11 protein-coding genes are annotated in these 14,474 nt (G+C 62.7%); 8 read left to right on the forward strand and 3 right to left on the reverse strand.

Annotation, left to right across the window (positions count from 1 at the left end):
* Nucleotides 1–63: 63 nt before the first annotated feature.
* The 3 genes from G405_RS0109005 to G405_RS0109015 all read left to right on the forward strand — a co-directional run bounded on the left by G405_RS0109005 (nt 64) and on the right by G405_RS0109015 (nt 3,899).
* Entirely contained in the window at nt 64–912 is an 849-nt protein-coding gene (locus G405_RS0109005) for a hypothetical protein (RefSeq protein WP_022701187.1), read from the forward strand.
* A 141-nt stretch (nt 913–1,053) separates the two neighbouring features.
* A complete protein-coding gene (locus tag G405_RS0109010) occupies nt 1,054–1,962 on the forward strand; it encodes an alpha/beta fold hydrolase (RefSeq protein ID WP_022701188.1) in 909 nt (302 codons plus the stop codon).
* Nucleotides 1,963–1,988: 26 nt separating this feature from the next.
* Nucleotides 1,989–3,899 (forward strand): N-acyl-D-amino-acid deacylase family protein, encoded by a 1,911-nt coding sequence (locus G405_RS0109015; protein WP_022701189.1) that lies wholly within the window; start codon nt 1,989–1,991, stop codon nt 3,897–3,899.
* Nucleotides 3,900–4,152: 253 nt separating this feature from the next.
* On the opposite strand, the gene nth is transcribed toward G405_RS0109015, so the two are convergent.
* Together nth and G405_RS0109025 are read right to left on the reverse strand one after the other, a co-directional pair.
* Complete coding sequence (gene nth / locus G405_RS0109020; protein WP_022701190.1) at nt 4,153–4,845, reverse strand: endonuclease III; 693 nt, start codon at nt 4,843–4,845, stop codon at nt 4,153–4,155.
* A gap of 39 nt (nt 4,846–4,884) precedes the next feature.
* On the reverse strand, nt 4,885–5,604 hold the full coding sequence (locus G405_RS0109025) for a TerC family protein (RefSeq protein WP_022701191.1): 720 nt from the start codon (nt 5,602–5,604) through the stop codon (nt 4,885–4,887).
* A gap of 127 nt (nt 5,605–5,731) precedes the next feature.
* On the opposite strand from G405_RS0109025, the gene G405_RS0109030 reads away from it, so the two are divergent.
* The 5 genes from G405_RS0109030 (at nt 5,732) to G405_RS0109050 (ending at nt 13,019) form a co-directional block, all read left to right on the forward strand.
* On the forward strand, nt 5,732–6,169 hold the full coding sequence (locus G405_RS0109030; RefSeq protein ID WP_160093120.1) for an acyl-CoA thioesterase: 438 nt from the start codon (nt 5,732–5,734) through the stop codon (nt 6,167–6,169).
* Between the two features lie 91 nt (nt 6,170–6,260).
* Nucleotides 6,261–7,550 (forward strand): NHL repeat-containing protein, encoded by a 1,290-nt coding sequence (locus tag G405_RS0109035; protein ID WP_022701193.1) that lies wholly within the window; start codon nt 6,261–6,263, stop codon nt 7,548–7,550.
* Nucleotides 7,551–7,613: 63 nt separating this feature from the next.
* The gene (locus G405_RS0109040) at nt 7,614–10,088 is read left to right on the forward strand and encodes an FtsK/SpoIIIE family DNA translocase (RefSeq protein ID WP_022701194.1); all 2,475 of its coding nucleotides are present in this window, start codon (nt 7,614–7,616) and stop codon (nt 10,086–10,088) included.
* 101 nt (nt 10,089–10,189) lie between these two features.
* Nucleotides 10,190–11,323, forward strand: a complete 1,134-nt coding sequence (locus tag G405_RS0109045; protein ID WP_022701195.1) for a hypothetical protein — start codon at nt 10,190–10,192, stop codon at nt 11,321–11,323.
* Between the two features lie 523 nt (nt 11,324–11,846).
* Nucleotides 11,847–13,019: a DUF418 domain-containing protein gene (locus G405_RS0109050; protein WP_022701196.1), complete on the forward strand. Its 1,173-nt coding sequence runs from the start codon at nt 11,847–11,849 to the stop codon at nt 13,017–13,019.
* A gap of 107 nt (nt 13,020–13,126) precedes the next feature.
* Here G405_RS0109050 and G405_RS0109055 read toward each other — a convergent pair whose 3' ends face one another.
* Nucleotides 13,127–14,353, reverse strand: a complete 1,227-nt coding sequence (locus G405_RS0109055) for an argininosuccinate synthase (protein ID WP_022701197.1) — start codon at nt 14,351–14,353, stop codon at nt 13,127–13,129.
* Nucleotides 14,354–14,474: the final 121 nt, after the last annotated feature.

A 14,474-nucleotide genomic window follows, 5' to 3' on the forward strand; every position in this document is an offset into this window, starting at 1 on the left:
TTCCTGAGAACGATTTGCAGTTTCTACTTTATCCTTCCAATTTCGGGGTGAACAGGGGTTCCCATGAAACAGCAGTTCAAACGCGTCACCGCCATGGGCCTGGGCCTTGTGCTGAGCGGCGGTCTCGTCGCCGGATGCGAGCCTGCTTCCGATGGCGGCGCCCAGGCTCCAGCCACTCAGTCTGCGCCTGACGCTCACGCTGCTGCGACGCCGGAACAGGGCGCTGCTGCGCCGTCGCCGGGACTGACCGGCGAAGGCGAAGGCGGGGTTGTTGTGGAAGACGCCGCCACGGATCCGGTGGTTTATGGCGCGGCCCTGGCCGTCGCGGAAGCGCATGTGATCGCCGCCCGCGACGCCCACGCCGTGGGCGAGATCGACGCGGCGGGTGAAATGTTCGCGCACCCGGCCAGCGAAGTGCTGTTTGATATGGAAGATACATTCCAGCAACTGGGCGTCGAACCGTTTGAAGGCCAGTTTCTGGATGCGTCGGCGGCGGTCTTCAATGACGCCAGCCATGACGAAATTGTCGCGCGCACGGACGCTATTATCGCGACCTTGCGCCAGGCGATGACCCAGGCGCCGGATGACGGCGCCTCTCAGGCCCGGATCGCGGCCGGCATCGCCGCAGACCAGATCGACCGCGCGGTGGACATGTATCGGATCGCCCAGGATAATCCGGCCTATGGGCCGTATTTGGACGGCTATGGTTTTTACCATGCCGGCAAGACAGCGTTTGAAGACCATGAAGCGATGATCGACGCCGAGCTGCCTGAAGGCGCAGCGCGCATTCGTGACGCCCTGTCCTTGCTGTCTCAGGCTTATCCCAGCGCCGCGCCGCAAGACAGCTATCCGATGAACCGGGCCGAGCTGAACACGGCGTCTACGCAGGCTTCCCTCGCCGTCATGCGTTAGAGGCATGCTGGATCAAGACGGTCAGACAGCCCCGCCGCGCTCCTGTGCGGCGGGGTTTTCATTGAACCTGGCGCCTCCGCGCTCCATGCTCCTCCCAGACAAGCCGCCGGAAACAGAGCGGTTCGCACAAGGGGAGAGATCATGCAGGCACAGGCGAGTTTGCAAGCCTGGCGCGCCGCGGGCGCGTTTTTCAACTATCGCGGTCACGACATCTTTTATCGCACAGGCGGTGATTGGTCCGACGCCTCAAAACCGGTTCTTGTCCTGATCCACGGCTTTCCGACCGCCAGCTGGGACTGGGTGCTGCTTTGGGATAATCTGTGTAGGGATTACAGGGTCGCGGCTCTGGACATGATCGGTTTTGGCTATTCCGACAAGCCGGTCCGATACGCCTATTCGATCCTGGACCAGGCGGATTTGCATGACGCCTTTTTTGCGCATCTCGAGATCAAGGCGTGCCATCTCTTCGTCCATGATTACGGGGATACGGTCGCGCAGGAATTGCTGGCGCGGTATCTCGAACACGGCGATGCGGCGGCGGTGACGCTGCAGTCGATCTGTTTTCTCAATGGCGGCCTGTTCCCCGAACAGCATCGCGCCACGCTGACCCAAAAACTGCTCCATTCGCCGCTTGGACCGTTTCTGGCGCGATTGATGACTCGGGACAAATTCGCCAAAGGGCTTGGTGAAGTGTTCGGACCAGACACCCAGCCCGCGAAAGAAGAGATGGACGCCTTCTGGGCCCTGGCTCAGGAAAAGGGCGGCATGCCGCGCATCGGACACAAGCTTCTGGGATATATCACCGAGCGGCGCCAATACCGGGAGCGATGGGTGGGCGCGCTCGTTCATTCGACCCTGCCGATGAAAGTGGTCGACGGGGGTCTCGATCCTGTCTCGGGCGCTCACATGGTCGAGCGGTACCGTGAGCTTGTTCCGAATGCGGATACTCTCGTTTTGCCCCATGTGGGGCACTATCCGCATTGGGAGGACCCCAAAGCCGTGCTTGACGGATTTATGAATTTCCAGTCCGCTATGGCCAAGGCTCGATAACAGGGCCCTTTTATGGGAGGAGCGCCATGACCCATCAATGGGACAGGGTGATTGCCGGTGGGCTGGTGTTTGATGGAACCGGAGTCGCTCCGGTCGTCGAGGACATCGCCATCAAAGACGGCCGCATAGCGGCGCGTGGGCCTGATCTGGATCGGACACAAGCCGAAACGGTTATCGAGGCGCATGGCGAATGGGTGATGCCGGGCTTGCTGGACATCCACACCCATCTTGATCTTGAAGTGGAGTTTGATCCGGCCCTGCGCGAAGTGGTGCGCCATGGCACCACCACCGTTTTGATGTCGAACTGTTCGCTGGGTCTCGCGTATGGCAATCAACGCCGCAATGGCGAAGACCCGCTGGTGGATTGCTTCGCCCGGGTCGAGAACATGCCCAAACCGGTCTTGCGCAAGGTCGCCGAGCGCGCCAGTTGGACCACGTCTGCAGGCTATTTCTCTCATCTTGATGACTTGCCGCTCGGCTGCAATGTCATCCCGCTCATCCCCCATTCCATGCTGCGCGCCCAGGTGATGGGGCTGAACGGCTCGGTCAGCCGCACCGCCGGCGAGGCGGATTTGCGCGAAATGGAAGACCTGCTCGAACAGGCGGTGACGGAAGGCTATGTCGGCTTCTCAACCGATTCCCTGCCCTTCCATTTCCTGTCTGAAGACCCCAATCGCCGGGTGAAAATCCCGTCGCAGTTTGGTCAGTATAAGGAACTCAAGCGCCTGACGGCGATCTTGCGGCGCAATGACCGGATCTGGCAGGCGACGCCGCCCAAGGACAAGCCTCTGGCGGTGTTCCGTAATTTCCTTCTGACCTCTGGGCGCTTGTATGGTCGGCCGCTGAAGGTGACGGCGGTGGCGGCGCTGGACGTGGCGGCGAACCGGTCGCTGAAAAAGCTGGCGATGATCCTGAGTCATTTGTTCAATTCGCCACTTCTGAAGGGCCATTTCCGGTTTCAGGCTTTGGCCGCGCCGTTCAAGGTGTTCTGGGACGGGCCCATCAACCCTCTGGCCGAAGAAGTGCCGGCGCTGCGCGAGCTGAACGAGCTGGATCTCGAAGATGTGGCCGGGCGCAAGGCGCTGTTGAGAGACAAAGCGTTCCAGGCGCGTTTTTCGAAAATGTGGATGACCGGCAAGACCGGATTCGGGCCTGCCCGTCTCAAGCGCATGATGAAAATGGAGAGCCTGGCGTTCGACCGCGATTTCGATCAGATGATCTTTCATTCAGGCGGTCCGGAAATCTGGACAGGCGAGAGCTTCCAGCAGGTCTTTGATCGCTACCGCGCCTGGCGCGTCGACCCAGCCTTCGCCCGCACCCATGATGAGCAGAGCGTTTTTGAACGCTTGCCCGAAACCGCCGCGAAAGAAGCGGGCTTCGTTCTGGCGCTGTTTGAAGCGTTTGATCTGGGTTTGCGCTGGTGGACGGTCTCCGCCAATCGCGACCCCGAGACCATCCGGGAGCTGATCAACCATCCGCTGACCTTGCCCGGGTTCAACGATTCCGGCGCTCACATCACGAATATGGCCTTCTATGACGGCAATCTGCGAGCGTTGAAACTGGCCCAGGACGAGGGTCTGGAGCGCGTGGCGAGCCAGATCCGGCGCCTGACGCGGGAGCCGGCGGACTTTCTGGGCGTCAAGGCGGGCCGGATCGATATCGGTGATTGCGCCGATGTGACCGTCGTCAACCCCGAGGCGCTGGCGCGCTATGATTCCGAAGCGGGCAGCAGGTTCATCTGGCGCGAGGATTACGGCCATGAGCAGATGGTCAATCGCTCCGATGGCGTTGTGAGCGCTGTGCTGGTGGCCGGCGAGCCTGTCTATGCGCAGGGTGATTTCACCCCTGCAGCAGGCCGAACGCCCCTGGGCCGCGCCCTGCGCCATGAAAGCTGGAGCGGCGGGCGCGCCAAGCCGGAGGCTCTGGCGGCGGAGTAGGGGACTTTTCTGGTTCTCCCTCGCCTCCGCTCGGTCGATCCTCGCTAAAGCTTCGGACGCGCGGTCGCGCTTGCGAACCTCCGGTTCGGGGAGGCAACTTGTTCATGCTGGCGTTAACGAGCCTGCAAGGCTCGCAAGGCCAAAGGCCGCCCGCAGCGAAGCGAGGATCGACCGAGCGGAGGCGAGGGACAACAGAAGCAATCCCGCGTCCGCAGCGAAGCGAGGATCGGAAGCCGACAGGCTTCCTCCTCACTCAAGGCGCGGGCGTCTTGTCCTTGAACTTGCAGATGTCGGCGATGGCGCAGCGCCAGCATTCAGGCTTGCGCGCCTTGCACACATAGCGCCCGTGCAGGATCAGCCAGTGATGGGCGCCTTTGAGATATTGCGGCGGGGTGATGCGCTCCAGGCGCTCCTCCACCTCGTCGGGCGTCTTGCCCGGCGCCAGACGGGTGCGGTTGCTGACGCGGAAGATATGAGTATCCACCGCGATGGTGTGCTGGCCGAAGGCTTCGTTGAGCACGACATTCGCCGTCTTGCGCCCCACGCCGGGCAGGCGGATCAATTCATCACGGGTTTGCGGCACTTCGCCGCCAAACTCTTCCAGGATCATTTTGGACAGGGCGATGACGTTCTTGGCCTTGTTGCGGAACAGGCCGATCGTCTTGATGTGCTCGCGCAGGCCCTCTTCGCCCAGAGCCAACATTTTTTCAGGCGTGTCCGCGACCTTGAACAGCTTGTCGGTGGCTTTGTTGACGCCCACATCGGTGGCTTGCGCCGACAAGGCGACGGCGACCACCAGCGTGAACGGGTTTGAGTAATTGAGTTCGGTCTGCGGCTCGGGGCGATCATCGGCCAGACGTGCGAACAGCTCTTCGGCCTGTTCCCTGTTCAGTCCGGGCGGGCGGCGTTTGGCGGACTTTTTTCTGGGCTTTTGCGCTTGGGTCATGGGCTGGCGATAGCCTTCAACCCGCTTGGGCGCAAGTCTTCACCCATGAGGTTTGCGATTACGCCGGGCGAGGATGTTGAGCACTTCCACCAGCAGGGAAAAGGCGATGGCGAAATAGATGTAGCCGCGCGGAATATGAAAGCCGAGCCCGTCCGCAACCAACGCCACGCCCACCAGCAGCAGGAAGGACAGCGCCAGCATTTTCGTGGTCGGGTGGCGCGCGATGAAGGCGGCGACGCTGTCAGCGGCGAGGATCATCACTAAAATCGCCAGCATCACGGCGGCGATCATGATGGGCAGCCGGTCGGTCAGGCCCACCGCCGTGATCACGCTGTCGAGTGAAAAGACGATGTCGATCAGTGCGATCTGTACGATCACCATGGGCAAGAGACCGGACGCCCCGCCACCATGGCTTTCGCTTTCGCCTTCCACATCATGGTGGATTTCCAGCGTGGATTTCGCGAGCAGGAACCCCCCGCCGCCCAGCATAAGGAGGTCGCGCCAGCTGAACCCGTGGTCAAAGAGTTCGAAGACAGGTTGAGACAGGCGCGCAATCCAGACCAGCCCCGCCAGCATGGCGATGCGAAAGCCCAGGGCGAGCAAAAGGCCCAGCCGCCGCGCCATGGCGCGTTGATGTTCGGGCAGGCGCTCGGCCATGACCGCCACGAAAATGATGTTGTCCACGCCCAGCACGATTTCGAGAAAGGCGAGCGTGGCGAAGGAGGCCCAGACGGCGGGGTCGGTCAGAAATTCGATCATGCCGGCACTCTACGCCTCGAAGCCCGATGGGTTAAAGACCCTTCCAGTTTTCAGGGCGTGCGGCTTTTCAAGACCGGTGGCTCACGGCATAACGCACTGCAGCACACTCAGATCCCGGAAGATCATCATGAAGCCTGACGCGTACCGCCTGAAACTCGAAACATATCCCTCGGTGGTTTCCGTCCCCAGTCGGTTTCAGGATCTCGATCCGCTGGGGCATATCAACAATGTGGCGATTGGCGCGTTTTATGAAGAAGCGCGCGGCGCGCTGAACCGCCAGGCGTTCTCACTCGATCTGCGCAAGGCCAACAAGATGCGCATGGTGATCGCGGATGTTCATATCGCGTATCTGGACGAGGCGTTTTATCCTGGCGAGCTGGTGGTGGGGTCCGGCATTTTGCGCATTGGCGGGTCCAGCTACACGATCGGCCAGGGTCTGTTTCAGAAGGGGCAGTGCATCGGCGCGAGCGAATCTGTTCTGGTGAACACCGACGGGAAAAAGCCCGCTCCGATCCCCGAAGAGGGCCGCAAGGCGCTTGAAGCCTTGATGATCAAGCCCGCCTAGGACTGTATCGGGGTCTTTGGCGTGCGGTTTTGCACCCTCTTGCCGCTTTACCGCCTTGCTGGCGCCTTTCACGATTGGGCAAAGTGTTTTGATGAAAGCGCTACTCTCCTGTCTCGCCGCCTCCGCCCTGGTTCTGGGCGCTTCGGCCTCCGCCTTGGCTCAATCGCGATCCGCGCTCGATCTGTCAGCTCTGCTCCGTGAAGAGATGCGGGCTGCGGCCCAGATCGAGGATTTCGAAACCGCGCATCGCATGAATGCGGCGGCGCTGGAGCTGCAGCCCGGCCATCCGGGATTGCTGAACAATGCGGTGCTGCTGGGCGCCATGGCCGGGCGGACAGATCATCAGTTCGAGGCGCTTGAAACCATCGCTCGCGCAGGTCTCAGCTATGACCTCGAGGCGGCGGTTCGTAATCTGGCGCAGCTTGAAGCCGCTGATCCTGAGCGATTGAACGCCATACGCGAGGCGCTCGCTGAGAACGCTGCGCCTGTCGGTCAGGCGGTGCAGGTGGCGAACCCCGCCCTGCCCAACGCTCTGATCGAAGCGCTGGCGGTCGATAACGAGACCGAGCGCCTGTATCTGGGCGGCGTCGCGGAGCGCCGCATCTTTCGCGTCGAACCGTTTGCGCCCGATGACTTTGAAGTGTTCGCGGGCGAGGATGAGCCCATTGGCTCGATCTTCGGGCTCGCAGCGGACCGGCGGCATGGTCGGCTCTATGCGGTTGAGGGCGTGGTGGAGCAGACCCCGCTCGCTGAGGGCGAGCAGCCTGGCACAGCCTTGCTTGTGCTGGACCTTGAAACCGGGGAGCTGATTGAGCGCCATACGATTGAGGGCGCGGAGCGCATGGGCGATCTGACCGTGCGCGATGGGGTGGTGTTCGTCTCTGATGCCGACGCCGGGCGGATTTACCGCCTCAACGGTCCCCGCGCGGAGCTTGAGCTTTATGCCGAAGATGCGCGCTTTGCATCTCTGCAAGGCCTGGCGCAGGCGCGGGGCGCATTGTGGGTGGTCGATTACGCCTTGGGGTTATGGCGCATTGATCCGGTCAGCCGGGTCGCGCATTTGCAGCCGAGCCCGGACGGGACCAGCCTGATCGGGATGGACGGCCTGGTGGCCGACCGACTGGGGCGCTTGTTCGTGGTGCGCAATGGCGCGGCGCCTGCGGGTGTTTTTGAACTGGTGTTTGATACGGCAAACCAGCTTGTCGGGCTTGAGCCTGTGCTGACAGGGGATGGACGCCTGGACGAACCGACCACGGCGCGGATCGCGGATGATCGCCTGTTTGTGAATGCGGATGCGCCCTGGGACCAGTTTCCGGCCGATGGCGCGACGCCTGACGGGCCGCGGCGTTCGCCGGTGATCCTGGCGCTGCCCATCCCGTAAAAACTGTTGTCGGTTAACGGGGATTAACCCGTCGGGAAGACTCTTTGAGGCAGTCTGGAGGCCATGACCATGGCGGCCGATCCCTCTCTGGATTCCGACACCCCGGTGCGACGCAAGCCCGGGCTGATCGCGCGTGTCCGCACCGCGTTGATCGGCGCTGTCATGACCGCGCTGGGTGCGTTCGTGATCGTGTCCATGCTGAGCCATAACCCGCTGGACCCCAGCCTGAATGCGGCCACTGGACGTGCGGCGACGAACTGGATGGGCGAGCCGGGCGCCGTGACGTCTGATCTCATCCTGCAGATCTCGGGCTGGGCGGGCGCCGCCGCGGCGCTGGCCTTGACCGGCTGGGGGCTGATCTTGCTGGTGCGTGGCCCACGGGGGCGCTCCAAGACTGTGTCCGCCTTCCGGATCATCTCGGGCTTTCTGGGCGTGTGTGGATTCGCCATGGCGGTTTCGGCTTTGCCCATGCCCGCGAACTGGCCGTTCGCGACCGGGCTGGGCGGTCTGGTTGGCGACGGCTTGCTGGGCCTGATCCAGACTGTGACCCGCGAGATTAACGCGCCGGGCGGACGGGTGATCGCGGGCGTGCTGGGATTGACGCTGGCGGTGTTTGGCGTGTTTTTCTGCTTTGGTCTGACCGTACGGGACCTGACCGCGGCGCGGGACGCCGCCGAGCTGGTCTGGGCGACGGTCCGGGTGTGGATTGATCAGGTTCTGGGCGCCATTCCGCGCGCCTGGGGGCGTGGCGAGATTGCGGTGCAGACCCCCGCTTCGCCTGATGGCCGTGCGGAAACCGCGCCGGCCTTTCTCAAGCGTGATCGCCGGTCCGGCGCAGAGCCGGCGCGCACGCCGCCGCGCATCAGCCGCGACCCCGTTGATGAGGATGATGACGACTATGACGACGCGGCCATGACCGCCACCGGCGCGCCGGCGCGTCCCAGCCCTGTGAAGGTGGCGCGCAAGAAAAGCGTGCGCGAATCGGATCGTGAGGCCCGCGAAGCCCAGGGCGCCTTGCCGTTCAGCGGCGATTCCTCCGGGTTTGAATTGCCGCGCCTGGATCTTCTGTCGCCGGCGCCGCCGCGTGCGGATACCGTGGATGCCGACGCCCTGGCCCAGAACGCGGAGCTTCTGACGGGCGTGCTGGCGGATTTCGGCGTGAAGGGCGAAGTGGTGCAGGTGCGCCCAGGTCCTGTGGTGACGCTGTATGAACTGGAGCCCGCGCCCGGCGTGAAAACCAGCCGCGTGATCAATCTGGCCGATGATATCGCCCGCTCCATGGCGGCGGTCGCCTGCCGGGTCTCGGTCGTGCCAGGGCGCAACGCCATCGGGATTGAATTGCCCAACCAGCATCGCGAGACGGTGTTCCTGCGCGCGCTGCTGGCCTCCAAGCATTTCGAGGCCGCCAAGGCGGAGCTGCCCATGGCGCTGGGGGAGACCATTGGCGGCGAACCGTTCACCGCCGATCTCGCAAAAATGCCTCACCTTCTGATCGCGGGCACCACCGGTTCGGGTAAATCGGTGGGTGTGAACGCGATGATCCTGTCGCTTCTGTACCGGCTGCCGCCTGAAGAGTGCCGGATGATCATGATCGATCCGAAAATGCTGGAATTGTCGGTCTATGACGGCATTCCGCATCTTCTGAGCCCGGTGGTGATCGATCCGAAAAAGGCGGTGGCGGCGCTCAAATGGACCGTGCGCGAAATGGAGTCGCGCTATCTGAAAATGTCCAAGGTCGGCGTGCGCAACATGAAGGGCTTCAACGAGAAGGCCCGTCAGGCGCGTGAAGACAATGACGTGCTCAGCCGCACCGTTCAGACCGGTTTTGACAAGGAAAGCGGCGAGCCGGTCTATGAGACCGAGATCATCGAGCCTGATCCCATGCCCTATATCGTCGTGGTGATCGACGAGATGGCGGATCTGATGATGGTCGCCGGCAAGGATATCGAGGGCGCGATCCAGCGCCTGGCGCAAATGGCGCGCGCGGCGGGAATCCACCTGATCATGGCGACGCAGCGGCCGTCCGTGGACGTGATCACCGGCACGATCAAGGCGAACTTCCCCACACGGATCAGCTATCAGGTCACCTCCAAGATCGACTCGCGCACCATTCTGGGCGAGCAGGGCGCTGAACAGCTTCTGGGCATGGGCGACCTTCTGTACATGGCGGGCGGGGGCCGCATCCGGCGCCTGCACGGACCCTTCGTGTCGGATCGCGAAGTCGAGGATGTGGCCAACTACCTCAAATCCCAGGGCACGCCGGAATATCTCGACGCAGTCACCGAGGACCTGGACGAAGAGGGCGGTGAGGGCGCGCTGGATCTTGTGGGCGGCGGATCCGGCGATGACCTGTTTGATCAGGCCGTCGCCGTGGTCGCGCGCGACCGCAAGGCGTCCACCAGTTATATCCAGCGCCGTCTTCAGATCGGCTATAATCGCGCCGCGACCTTGATCGAGCGCATGGAGGATGAGGGCATGATCGGCCCCGCCGACCATGCCGGCAAGCGCGAGATTTTCCTGCCTGAACACGGCGACTGACCGGCTTATTGAGGCATTAACCCTGCCGCCCGGATTCGCTGGCGTGCGGGCCTGTTTTCCGCCCATGCTCACGTGTTGAGTGGGGTAGGAGACCGGCTCTTATGTTCAGCCGCCGTCCATATGATCTGAAAAACCTGGTGCGGGGCGGTTCGACGCCGCGCGTGCTCGATTTGTGCGGTCTGCACAAGCGTTTCCCCGATCTGGCCCAGACCCCCAATCCGCTGTTTCGCCATCGCGGCCTGAACCGCTGTTTTCTGATCAAGCATAATCTGCGCCGCAATGAGCGCTCTCTGGTGCGGTCGGGTCGCAATATCGTGACCAAGCTGGTCATGCCCATTGATCCCAAGGATCCGGGCGCCGGCGCCTTCTGGACCTTTATCGAGGCGCCCAATCTGGAAGCCTGGCTGGAAGAGGCGCTGGGACGTGACCGCAACCTCTATGAAGAAGAATTCACCGAGGATGTGCGCACGCTGTCGCGGCTGAAATCAGCACCAGCCTTTGATCCCTTCTTGCTGGAAGCCCTGTTCCCGGAGCGCGATCTCGACCCGCGCTATTTCACCATGGCCAAGGCCGACGAAGCCGAGTTCAAGATGTTCGCGGCCCGGCACATGGCCGACATCTCCGCGAAAGCCCTGGGCGAGACCACCACGCGCAAACGTCCCGAACGCCTCGCCGCGGTGCTGTTTAACGCCAAGAGCCACGCCCAACGCGAGGATTTGCGCAACGCCCTGCGCATGGACCCTGAAGACTTCACCGTCGGCGTCTTCGGCTGGAAGGGGCTTCTGTATTATCTGTGGCGCATGAACATCATCACCGAAGAGCTGGCGAGCTTCCTGCGCGATCTGGCGCGGCTGGAAAAGGAAGACGGCTCCGCGCCTTTCCGCCCGCTGGCGGCGCCGATCAGCCGTATCCGTCGCTCTGTCCGGCTGCGCTGGGAAGACCTCAAGGCCGGGCGGGAAAACTATTACCGCGTGGTCTCGGCCTTCCTCGATGACGGCGACCCCATCGCCATGCGGATGCTGCTGCTCAAAGCGCCGAATCTGTTCAGCCGGATCGGGGATGATGTGGCGGCGCTGACCCACCTCACGACCTATTGGAATTACTGGCGCCGTCAGCGCGGCGAGGGCGTGATCCGCCACGAAATGGCGACCACGCTGCTGCCTGACCTCGCCGGCGACATCGCCCGCGATCTCGACGACGACATGCCGCTCTATCATTCGCGCGGCGTGGCGTAGGGCTTCTTCGTAACGCCGACCCTCTTTGAATCATTAAAACGCGGGTGCGCGTCCCTCTCCCATCCTTGAGGGGAGAGGAGAAGACCCCAAGCTTCTCTTTCCCGGCGTAGGCCGGGACCCAGAGCCGGAAACGTGGCGCCCTGTGATCACTGGATCCCGGCCTGCGCCGGGAAAGAGGGTGATAAGATACGCCCCTCACTTATCCGCCCCCTGGTCATCCTGCCCTATCCTGCCCCTCTCCTCGCTTGTGGAAGGGCGGATCGCGACCGTCGGTTGGGGCGAGGAGAGGCGGCGCAAGCTGTCGGCGACGCCTTGCGTGTGACAGGGCGAAGCCAGGCGATGGGAAGGCCGGATCGGCGCTTTCGCAAGTTCACCCCAGACTATCCAGCCGGACCGGTCTTCCCGCGTTCGCCCCTCGGCCCAATGGGCGCGAGGCGTTTGGGCGTGCGTGAAGGTTTCAAGCGCTGGCGCCCGCCTTGCAGAACCCTTCGAAAAACGTGAATGCGTTTATGGAGGTGTGCCAATGCGAGATCGAATTCGGGTTCTGGACGCGCTGCGCGGCTTTGCCGTGCTGGGTTTGCTGATCGCGCATTTCCCCTCCACCGGCGGGACGAATTTCGCGTTCTCCGATCCGCGTCTTCTGGGCTGGACGCCTTGGGAGATGGGGCTGTGGGGGACGCAAGCTGTCTTTATCGACGCGGTGATGCGCGGCGTGTTCGCCAGCCTTTTCGGCGCCTCCATGGCGATCATCCTGTCCGGCTCCGGCGACATGCTGACCCGGCGGGCGGGTTTTCTGGTGCGCTGTATCGGCCTTCTGGTGCTGGGCGTCGTGCATATGAGCCTTCTAGCCTGGTCCTCTGATATTCTGGCGATCTATGCGGTTGCGGGCATGGGCGTGCTGGTTCTGTCCTGGCTGCCGCCGCGCTATCTGTTCGCCTTCGCGGCTGTGGGATGGGCGGTTGTCGTGGCCTATGCCGGCTATCGCGACATCGCCACTGAAACCCCGACCTATGCCGAAATGATGGCGGTTCAGGCCGCCCATGCCGAGGGCTATTGGCCCCATGTCCAAGCCTCAGTTGAGACCTGGATCATGATGATGACCAATGCGTCGGTTCTGGGACGGATCGCGGAAGCGGGCGGCTATATGCTGCTGGGTCTGGGGCTGATGCGCTCGGGCGCGCTCAATCTCTCTTCGCAAACGCTGGTGCGCGTCGTCTCGATTGCGGGCGCTGCAGGCGTGGCGCTGGCTGCGGGCACGGCGATCCATGCGGCGCTGTCCGGCTTTGTCTTTGACGCCAGCCTGCATCCGGTGATGCGCTTTTCAAAACCCTTCATCGTCATCGCCATGCTGGCGGGGTTCGTGCTGGCCATGCGGTCTGAGCTCTTTGCTCATGTCAGCAAAGTGATCTTCGAGCCGGTCGGCAAGATGGCGCTGACCGCCTATATGGGCAGCTCGCTGATGATGCTGTGGCTGTTCACCGGCTTCGGGCTGGAGCTTTATGGCCGCTTTGACCGCGTCGCCCTGTGGGGGCTGATGATCCCGGCGGGCGGTTTCATCATTGTGGCGTGCAATCTGTGGCTCTCCCGGTTCAAGCAAGGACCGATGGAGAAAGCGCTGCGCATGTTTGTGGATCACGGTACGGCGCTGATCGCGCCGGTGCTGCGGCCCCGCGCCAAGACCCTGCCGGCGGAGTAGATGCCTGGCGGAGCGTTGAGGGGCGCTCCACCGCATCGTTTGAACCTGCTGGCGCGTGCGTCCCCGGATTCTGGGAACCGGGGACGCATCGATTCCAGGCCTCAGCCTTAGTCGTTTTCGCCCAGGCGGTGCTTGCGCTGGGCCAGAAGCTTCAGGCGCAGGGCGTTCAGGCGAATAAAGCCTTCCGCGTCCTTCTGGTCGTACACATCGTCTTCCTCGAAGGTAACGTGTTCAAGCGAGTAGAGCGAGCTGGGCGACGACCGGCCGACCACAAGCACATTGCCCTTGTAGAGCTTCAGGCGGACCTCTCCGGACACATGGCGCTGGGAGTGGTCGATCGCGGCCTGGAGCATTTCGCGCTCCGGGCTGAACCAGAAGCCGTTATAGACAAGCTTGGCGTATTTCGGCATCAGCTCGTCCTTGAGGTGCATGGCGCCGCCATCCAGGGTCAGCTGTTCGATGCCGCGATGGGCGGTCATCAGGATCGTCCCGCCGGGCGTTTCGTAAATGCCGCGCGATTTCATGCCGACAAACCGGTTCTCCACCAGATCCAGACGGCCAATGCCGTGCTTGGCGCCCAGATCATTGAGTTGGGTCAGGATGGTCGCCGGGCTCATCGCCTGGCCGTTGATGCTGACCGCATCGCCGCGCTCAAAACCGATAGTGACGTATTCAGGCTGATCGGGCGCGTCTTCAGGATGACAGGTGCGCAGGCAGACCTCGTTGAAGGCTTCCTCGGCGGGGTCTTCGAGCATCTTGCCTTCAGATGAGGTGTGCCACAGATTCGCATCGACGGAGAACGGCGCTTCGCCGCGCTTGTCGGACGGCACTTCAATGCCGTTCTCTTCGGCGTAGGCGATCAGTTTGGTGCGCGAGTTGAGATCCCATTCGCGCCACGGGGCGATGACTTTCAGGCTGGGGTCCAGCGCCGCCACGCCCAGCTCGAACCGGACCTGGTCATTGCCCTTGCCGGTGGCGCCGTGTGCGACAGCGTCGGCGCCGGTTTCGTGAGCGATCTCGACCAGGCGCTTGGAGATCAGCGGCCGGGCGATCGAGGTCCCCAGAAGGTACTGGCCTTCATAGACGGCGTTGGCGCGCACCATGGGATAGACATAGTCGCGCACGAATTCCTCGCGCAGGTCATCAATGAAGATGTCCTTGATGCCGGCCTTTTCGGCTTTTCGGCGCGCCGGCTCCAGCTCTTCGCCCTGGCCCAGATCGGCGGTGAAGGTCACCACTTCCGCCTGATAGGCGTCCTGCAGCCATTTGAGGATGACTGAAGTGTCCAGCCCGCCTGAATAGGCGAGCACGATTTTCTTGATGTTCTGGCTCATGGCGCGTCCCGGAGTGCGAGGTTTCAAACGGGCGGCAATCTAGACCCTGCGGCGGTGCAGCGAAAGCGTCAGTCGCTTAACTGACTCACAAGGCTGATCATGCATGCTGGTATGACAATAC

The organism is Oceanicaulis alexandrii DSM 11625 (assembly GCF_000420265.1).
Taxonomy (GTDB): domain Bacteria; phylum Pseudomonadota; class Alphaproteobacteria; order Caulobacterales; family Maricaulaceae; genus Oceanicaulis; species Oceanicaulis alexandrii.